The sequence below is a fragment of the Pseudomonas sp. FG86 genome, assembly GCF_057808775.1.
The window spans coordinates 1-8078 of record NZ_JBMDIS010000152.1 but is presented as its reverse complement, the minus strand read 5'-3'; the positions used below and the strand labels follow the sequence as shown (position 1 = coordinate 8078).

The window sequence follows — 8078 nt, the reverse complement described above, 5'->3', positions numbered from 1 at the left end:
CATGCTCCAGCTTCAAATCAATAACCGTGTTGCACTCAGCTTCTGCAACCGCCCTTTCTATTGGCTGACGCCCAATATTCCCGCGCTGCATAGGAAGTACCCGGATATGGAGGTGCGCCTTAACGCATCGACCCAGCCCATCACCGCAACCGCTGAAAAATTTGATATCGCCATCCAGACCTCAGGCCGGGCTTCTGGCGATCACACGCGGCTGTTTACCTTGAGCGATGACATCTATCCGGTATGTAGCCCACGCTACCTCGCTTCTTTTGGCAGCACGCCGCTGGTCTTGGCGGACTTGGCCAACCTGCCGCTGCTGCACCACGTTGCAGTACCGCAAGACTGGAGCACCTGGAACGATTGGTTGCTGGAATTCGGCATCAAGGCGGGTGGCTCCAAGGACAAACTCTTCGACAGCTATCCAGTGATGATGCAGGCTTGTGTCGAGGGGTTCGGTTTTGCATTGGGGTGGCGTCGGACCACCGAAAAAATGCTCGCCAGCGGCGACCTGGTACGGCCCTTTGCCGAATCCACCCATCTGCCGGAAGCCCTGAGCGTCTACAAATGGCGAGACGCCAACCTGCGTCCGGCAGCCCGGCAGTTGCTGGATTGGTTGAAGTCATCCTTTGGTGACTGAGGCGCAATGCCTGCGTTCGGTCCTTCGCTGAGAAGGCAGGGCAGATCAACAGCGAAAGCTAGAGCGCAGGACCGTTCGCTGAGGAGCTCGCTTGCGATAGCGGCAGTTGGAACACCGCAGGGTGTCAGATATTCAACGTCATCGTTAACGACCACCTCAGGCAAGCCAGCTCCCTACAGGGAGACGCGCCCGGCTCAATGGCCAGATTAGCTATTAGGTGGCGACGGTAGCACTGCCAGTACTTATGGTATCTGATACACCACTATCGCAGCCTCGCTCTCGACATAACCCCCAAGGGGAGTTTTCAAAGACCCTACGAGGGTGTCAGCAGGCCAAGGGCCGCCAGGGTTTTTTTCTGGATGTCATGCACGGCGTGTTCGCTATTAGCACCCAGGCCAGGGTCAACGACAAAGCGTCCTTGCTGGTAGCCATCACTGCTCAATCCCCGCTGGACGCTGGCGCACAGGGGCACATCTTCTTCGCGAATAACCGCTACAAAGTCGATGACTTCCTGCTCTTCCCTAGTGGGTGTGGCGGCATCGCAAAACCATTCGACCACTTGTAAGGTGTGATCCACTGCGATGGGGATGTGGTGCAGGACATTCATATAGCCCCCCGGGTACACCTCCAGGCAAAAGTTTGGCCATAAGTACCAGGCACCAAACTGACGGGACTGTGGTGAGGTTTCCTTCATCGTATACCCTTGATTCGTTCCACTGTCGTGGCTGACATGGGCGTGGTAGTGCTCATGGATCGCCAAGTGGTAGCTCTTGAGATCAAGGGTGGCCATGGACAGGGTCGGATGGCACATCGGGCAGTGATAACACTCCGAATAGTTTTCCACCGAAACTTTCCAGTTGGACTGCACGCTGTAGTTCTTGGAATACGCATGGGACAATTTTTCCGGCGCCGGAGCAAAGGATCTTATGGAGTCTTCCAGGCCGGGAAGCAGGGCTTGCATGGATGCGCATTTGCTGTCGAAATTGATAAAAATAAACCCGCAAAATACCTCAAGCCGGATGGGCGCGAGCTGCACCTGCTCAGTACAGAAGTCCTTGAGATGCTCGGACTTTCGCGCGCTGACCAACTGGCCCTGGGTGTTATAGGTCCAGGCATGGTAAGGGCAGGTCAACAGCCCAGGCACATGGCCACTCCCCTCCACGAGCCGGTGTGCACGATGCTGGCAAACATTGTGGAATGCCTTGAAGTCGCCGTCCTTGTCTTTGACCACCAGGGCACTCTGGCGACCCAGGTCCCGGACGTAATAGTCACCGGCCTGGGCCAAGGCTGAAACGTGGCAAACGTACTGCCAGGTCTTGCAGAAAATCAGCTCCATTTCCTGTTCGAAGAGCCGGCTATCCACATAGTGTTCGCTGGGTAAGGTGAAGGATGCAAAGGGATCGGTGTCGAAGCCGCGAGCCAGATGCAAGGATGATGGGGCGCTGGACATGGAGCCTCCATGGATCAACGTGGTGGAAAGGGCCGCGGCGCTCAACTGTACTGCGCGACCGGTGATTCGAAATGCTGGGGGTCGAGTTCGAGCCCCAGCCCCGGGCTATCCAGTACATACGCACGGCCCTGGCGAATGTCGAACCCTCCCGTGGCCAATTGCACATCGTGGTGCCGGCAGCAGTTCCAGCTCGCGCGATGAAAACGCGCTGGCGTCGCTGTGGCCAGATGCATGACGGCGCTGTCCGAAATCAAGGTGCCGCCGACGTCCTCGATGTTCATCTGGATTCCGTGATGGATGCAGAAGTCGCGCAGTTGCCGGGCCTTGGTCAAGCCACCGACCCGACCGATTTTCAGCCCGATGACCTGAGTGATGTTATGGCGTTGGGCATACGCAAGGTCTGCCAGGGTCACAATAGACTCATCAAGGATAATCGGGTTACGAGTCATCTCGCGCACGGCGCGGCACTGATCCATGGACTCACAGGGCTGTTCGAAACACACCGTAGGATCCTGCACGCTGTTCATCACCGCGACGGCATCGGCCACCGTCCAGGCACGATTGACGTCGAACGTAATCACCTCGCCCGGCAAGCGCTGCGCAATCAGGTTGTTGATCCGCGTCACATCCTCTTCGACACCGGTGCCGACCTTGCAGGAATGGGTGCGGTAACCCTGCTGTCGGGCGGCCGCCAGGTGTGTGGCCATAAGGTCGGGATTGTCTGTGGGAATGCTGCTCTGCAAGGCAATCGAGTCCTGGAATTTACCCCCCAGCAGGGCATACAACGGCAGGTTGCAGTGCTTGCCGAGAATGTCCCAGCACGCCAGGTCAATTGCCGCTTTCACATACGGGTGCCCAGGCAGCATCACGTCCATCCGCTCGTTGATCTGGTCCAGGTGCAACGGGTTTTCCCCCATCAGATGGGGCGCCAGTTCATCGATCCCCGCCCGTACGCCTCTGGCATAGGCCGGCAGGTAGGTGGCGCCCCATGGGCAGCTTTCACCCACCCCCAGCAAACCGCTGTCGGTACCTATAACGACCACGGTGGAATCCAGCGCGGCATAGTGCAGGCGACCGCCGCTGAGGCTGTATTTTGCCTTGAGCGGGACGTCGAACTGGTAGACCTTGATGGACGTTATTTTCATGGCACAAGTACCCCCTCGGCCTGGGCAAGACCCGCCATGCGAGGCGAGATGGCAACATCCAGAATCGATTGTTGGAAAATCCGGTTGATAACGCTCAGCTTTAGCTCATGGCGTTTTTGATCGACTACCGCGATGCTGTCGAAGCACGGCTCGTAGCTGTCCATGTGTTCGGCCACCCAACTAGGGCCGCAGCTCCAGTTGACGACCTGGGTGACCAGCGAGGGCGACAGGCCCATGGCGCCGCCAATTTCAGCGGCCTCCCCGAGAATGACCCGGTTGATACAGGCGAGGAATTCCACCAGATGCGTCGCCAGCTTGATCTTTTGATTGTCGGTGAACCGGATGCCGGAGTGGAACGTTTCCGGCAGTGTGGGGGTGATCCGGCCGAAAGCATCCTCGGTAAAAGCGCCGCTGTGTCGGTAGTTACGATTGGCGCCGTAGGGCGAGGGTGCCTGGAAGTCGGCCAGCGCAAGCGCAATGCTGTTTTCCTGTTCGCTCAAGGCTGCGACCTTGACGTGATTGTCCTGAGTGTCGAACCGCGCTCCGGCCTGTCGATAACGATCAGCGATGATCCGCCCCAAGGGAATCGCCACCCCCAACTCATCGGCCAGCGCCTCGGTGAGGCTCATGTCCTTGACCGTGATCTCCAGGGTGCACGAATGGTCGTAGCTGGCGTCGAGCATAAACGGGGTCAACTGATTGCTGACAAAGCAGTTGCCGCGGGAGGTTTTTACGAAATCCCAGAACCAGTGCAGCGGGATCTCATTGGCCCGGGCCAGCACCAGCAACTCGGCCCACACGGCGGTGGCGGCGTAAAACAGCAGGTTGGTCAGTAACTTGACGGACTGCCCGGTGCCGATCTCACCTACATAAAATGCCTTGCGGCCCATGGTCTCCAGCACGCTGCTACTTGATTGATAACCGACTTTGTCGCCACCGATGTAGAAACACACATTGGCGAAATCTACCCCCATATGCGACAGATTGCTGACCGGGGCTTCAAGGCTATGGATGTGTTTTTGTCGGGCCAGTCCGGCGATATGCCGGGTGTTGTGATAATCGGTGGTGGAGGTATCGATCCATACCGAGTTTTCCGCCATCCCGGCCAGCGCACCCTCCGGCCCGGTCATGTTTTCCAGCACATGATGGGGTAGGGGCAGGCAGGTCACGACAACCTCACAGCCGCTGGCACACAGCGCGGGGGTGGCCTTCCAGCGCGCACCTGCAGTGATCACGGAGCGCGCACGTGTCGGGTCGATGTCATACACCTGAACCTCGTATCCGGCGAGCAGCAGACGCTCCACCAGTGGCCGGCCCATATTTCCAACACCGATGAAGGCGATTTTGTTTGGCTCTGCGGTGTGCATATCGCTTCTCCTGTGGGCCGCTTCAAGCGAACTCGCGCGCCCTGCCGGCGCCCTGGCCGGATACCCAGATGGAATTGAAGTTATCGAGCATGACCTGCCGGCAGGCGACCGTCTGGTCACTGCCTAGCGGGGTAAACACGGCAGCGATGTCCGGGTACACAAAAAACGGCAGTGACACCCTGGCGCTGCTTGCACGGTGGATCACCTGGTGCGGCGTACTGGTAAACAGGCCATTGCTCCACTTCATCAACATATCGCCGAGATTCACCACCACTTCGTTGGCGCGGCAAGGAACGTCGATCCACCGGCCTTGTGAAAAGGCACTGAGGGCACAGGCATCTCGCGGGTCCTGGAACAGCAAGGTGAACATGCCGTTGTCGGTGTGCTTGCCCGCGCCACTGCCCGAGGGTGGGTAATACAGCGCACGCTGGATCAGCACCGGGTTGGAAAAAAACGCCTGGAAAAAATCCCGGTCCAGCCCGAGGGATAGGGCCAGGCCGCGCAGTAGTGCGGGCACTACCCGGTCCAGTACTTCTTGTTGTAGAGCGAGCATGGACTTGGCAAAACCGGGGGCCTGGCCCTCGCTGGGCAACAGGTTCGGCCCGGTAAACGGCAAGTCGCAGGCCGGCGCTTCCCGGCCCATGTCGAAATGCTGCTTTCGATCCGGGCCGGTGGGGGGATGCAAGGTCTCGCCAAACGTATCGACATATCCACGGCACGTCTTGGGGATGACCACTTGCCGGTCCTGACAGAACTGGTTCTTGGTGGACAGTGGCAGCGCGAAGAATTGGCGGGCGGTTTCCAAGGCATCCGCTATCAACGAGGGCCGTATGCCATGATCGGCCAGGTAGAAGAATCCATCATTGACGCAACATTCGCGCAAACGGCTGATTTCATAATCTGCTTGGGTCGATTCAAGACGCTCAAGGGAAATACTATTGAGCACATCCATGTTCGACTCCTGATTATTTGTTGACGGCAAACGCCAAGTAGTGGGCTTGCACGTCGTTCAAGTAAGCTGCGTTCATAAACGAAGGCAATGCAGAAAGTTGTCTGGAGGCCGTTAGTTTATTCAGTAGGGAGTCAAAGTGTTCTGCTATATAAAAAGTACAGCGTGTACTCAGTAGGATCAACCCGCTATTTTTTGTGATTCGCATAAGTTCATGGATGGCCTCTGTGGGTAAATGGCCCTCGATAAATGCACCGCAGCAAAAGGTTGCGTCATACTGGTTGTCAGCGATCATTGGATTATGTTCAGTAAGATCCACCCCGCCATACAATGTTGCATAGGCCTGGGTTTCGCGCGCCAAGTTAGTCATGGCCGGCGATAAATCACAACCATCGACAGGCGAAAATCCCCGCAGCATCAGTTCTTTGCCTACCAGACCGGTTCCGCAGCAGGCATCCATGATCCGCATGGGCCGGCGCGCTCCAGAGGCCGGGAGCAACGAGTCGAAGAGGTCACCGAGCATGCGGGGGCCGCAGTAGTTTTCTTCAGATACATCGTTGTCATAATCGACTGACCAGGTTTCGTAATAATTCCTCAAACGCGAATAGTCCCGATCAAAGTTAAGCGCCTGGTTAACGGAAGTTGGCGGTAAAGGTTGGCCACCTTTGATCGCGTAGTTTTCGCTGGCCATTCTGTATTCTCCGAAAAAATTAATCTTCAGGTTGAATTGAACAGTGGTTGCTGCTTGGAGGGCTATTTTTATTCGTCAACTATGGCGCTGTAAATAGCAGGTAGACGACTTATCCTACAGATTATTCCTTATGGTTAACTGTTCGTTATACATTGCGTTTATTCTCCGCTGATCATCGAGAAGCAATGAGCCAGCCTTGACAGAAAACTCCTCAGTACCTTGACGTCTCACCTTCAGCCATCATCACGCTAATGCAGACAGGGCACCACGCCCATGCTATTGCTTAATTTATTCGGCGATCATGGCTGAACACGGGTGGCGAGCCTGGTACCCAAGGCTCAAGGGCTGGGTGGACAAAATTCTGCTGAATGGCAAATCCTTTGCCTTTACCGCCGAAGACCTTTGGACAGCAAGATGCGGGCATCCTCTATACCTGTAAAGCGGGTAGAGCGAAGCTGGTCTATGACGTCGTTGATAAAAGTGACGATGAACGCTATGGATAAGCTTGTGGTCACCTTACGTTCATCAAGGCACGACGATTCCATTTCCCTAGCGAACCGCTGGACCCTGGTTCGTCCTAACCTTTAGGCAGCACGCACCATCGTGTCGTGGAGCAGAAGCCAGATCGGTCTGCCGGGGTAATTTGAATTTGTTAATTAAGTTATTGATTTATAAAATTAATATCGGTTTTAGTATTTTGGCTGGAATACCAATTGGAATACCGTGCGAAATTGGCCACCCGTTTGCACCCGATCTGACCACCGATTGCATCGGAGTTGACCAGCACACTTCGTAACCATGGTTGGCAGTTAACTGCGCATAGCTGCCGGTGACGACAGGCAAAAATCGGCCAGAAGCGGACGATTGGCACACTGATACAAATGGTTCGTATCACGTAAATTATGCCCCGCTTTAGCAAATTAGGCCGTGCCGCTTTTTTCAGGTGCTTGGATACCGTTGTTCGCCTTCGATGTTCAGATAGCCCTTTCCCCTGAGCATTGAAGCTAAGCAATATGTACCTCAGCACTAACAGCGAATTCTGCTTTGGTTTATGATCGTAAGAACCTCAACGGCTCGTGGAAAAAGGATAGATCATGGCGCCAAATGACGAATATTTAAATGCATTGAACGCTTGGGCGCCAAATTTGGGAGAAGTCTTTACTACCCTTGGCTACCTTGGCTCACCCTCTTCAACGGCTTGGCTTGCCTCAAGCCCAAGGTCTTCGGACTTACGCTTACTTTTCGACGCAGACGGGCATGTTTCAGCATCAGAGATGTGGCGAAAAATTCTGAGAGAGGATGAGATAGTCGCATCGCCAGTATTTATGTTGATACTTGAACATATGCGACGAAACCCAGTTGATATGAGTAGTTCATTAAAGGATGTTAGATTAGACTTTTCGAAGTCGTTAGCCAATATTGCACATCGAGCCGCTGATGCGCTATATGAAGATGCTAAGGGGAGTTTTGCAGGGCATGAGATTGACGTAGCCATTGCACGGTACCGGGTTGCCCTTTCCGAATTTAGATTCTCTATCGAAAGTCAAGTATTAACGGAGTCTGCTAGGCGAATAGCCACCGGTAAGTATGCAACTGCCGTCGCAATGATCGGGCGCTGGGTCCAAGTTTCGCCTGCCACTGTGTCAAGAGCATTGTCCTATTCTAAAGAGTCTATGACTCTAGGGAATCTGAAGCCTGAGACACTTACTTACCGACTTGAGCTCTTGGTTCAACAGTTTGACCAAACTGGTGACGAAAACCTTCTGCAGGACGCGCTTAAACTCGGCGGCCGCGAAAACTGAGTGCAACACCTGACCTTTCCGGTACGGTGCTGCCCCT

Annotated in this window: 7 protein-coding genes; 2 read left to right on the top strand and 5 right to left on the bottom strand. The window is 55.2% G+C overall.

The annotated features are described in order from the left end of the window. Nucleotides 1-637, top strand: a 637-nt coding sequence (locus ACODSV_RS35440; RefSeq protein WP_489047454.1) for a LysR substrate-binding domain-containing protein, incomplete at its 5' end; no start/stop codon positions are given. A gap of 313 nt (nucleotides 638-950) precedes the next feature. Here the strand turns inward: ACODSV_RS35440 and ACODSV_RS35435 are convergent. The 5 genes from ACODSV_RS35435 to ACODSV_RS35415 are packed head-to-tail and all read right to left on the bottom strand — an operon-like array spanning nucleotide 951 to nucleotide 6239. Next, a complete protein-coding gene (locus ACODSV_RS35435; protein ID WP_060765853.1) occupies nucleotides 951-2087 on the bottom strand; it encodes an aromatic ring-hydroxylating oxygenase subunit alpha in 1137 nt (378 codons plus the stop codon). Between the two features lie 41 nt (nucleotides 2088-2128). Beyond that, entirely contained in the window at nucleotides 2129-3232 is a 1104-nt protein-coding gene (locus ACODSV_RS35430; protein WP_060765854.1) for a mandelate racemase/muconate lactonizing enzyme family protein, read from the bottom strand. Next, nucleotides 3229-4599 carry an NAD(P)-dependent oxidoreductase gene (locus ACODSV_RS35425; RefSeq protein ID WP_083235680.1) on the bottom strand — a complete coding sequence of 457 codons (1371 nt, stop codon included), beginning with the start codon at nucleotides 4597-4599 and terminating at the stop codon, nucleotides 3229-3231. Before ACODSV_RS35425 ends, ACODSV_RS35430 begins: the two co-directional genes overlap by 4 nt. Nucleotides 4600-4621: 22 nt before the next feature. Then, a complete protein-coding gene (locus tag ACODSV_RS35420; protein WP_068575870.1) occupies nucleotides 4622-5551 on the bottom strand; it encodes an isopenicillin N synthase family dioxygenase in 930 nt (309 codons plus the stop codon). 13 nt (nucleotides 5552-5564) lie between these two features. Next, a complete protein-coding gene (locus tag ACODSV_RS35415) occupies nucleotides 5565-6239 on the bottom strand; it encodes a class I SAM-dependent DNA methyltransferase (RefSeq protein ID WP_060765855.1) in 675 nt (224 codons plus the stop codon). A gap of 1094 nt (nucleotides 6240-7333) precedes the next feature. Between ACODSV_RS35415 and ACODSV_RS35410 the strand changes: the two genes are divergently transcribed. Next, entirely contained in the window at nucleotides 7334-8041 is a 708-nt protein-coding gene (locus ACODSV_RS35410) for a hypothetical protein (RefSeq protein ID WP_489047457.1), read from the top strand. Nucleotides 8042-8078 lie beyond the last annotated feature (37 nt).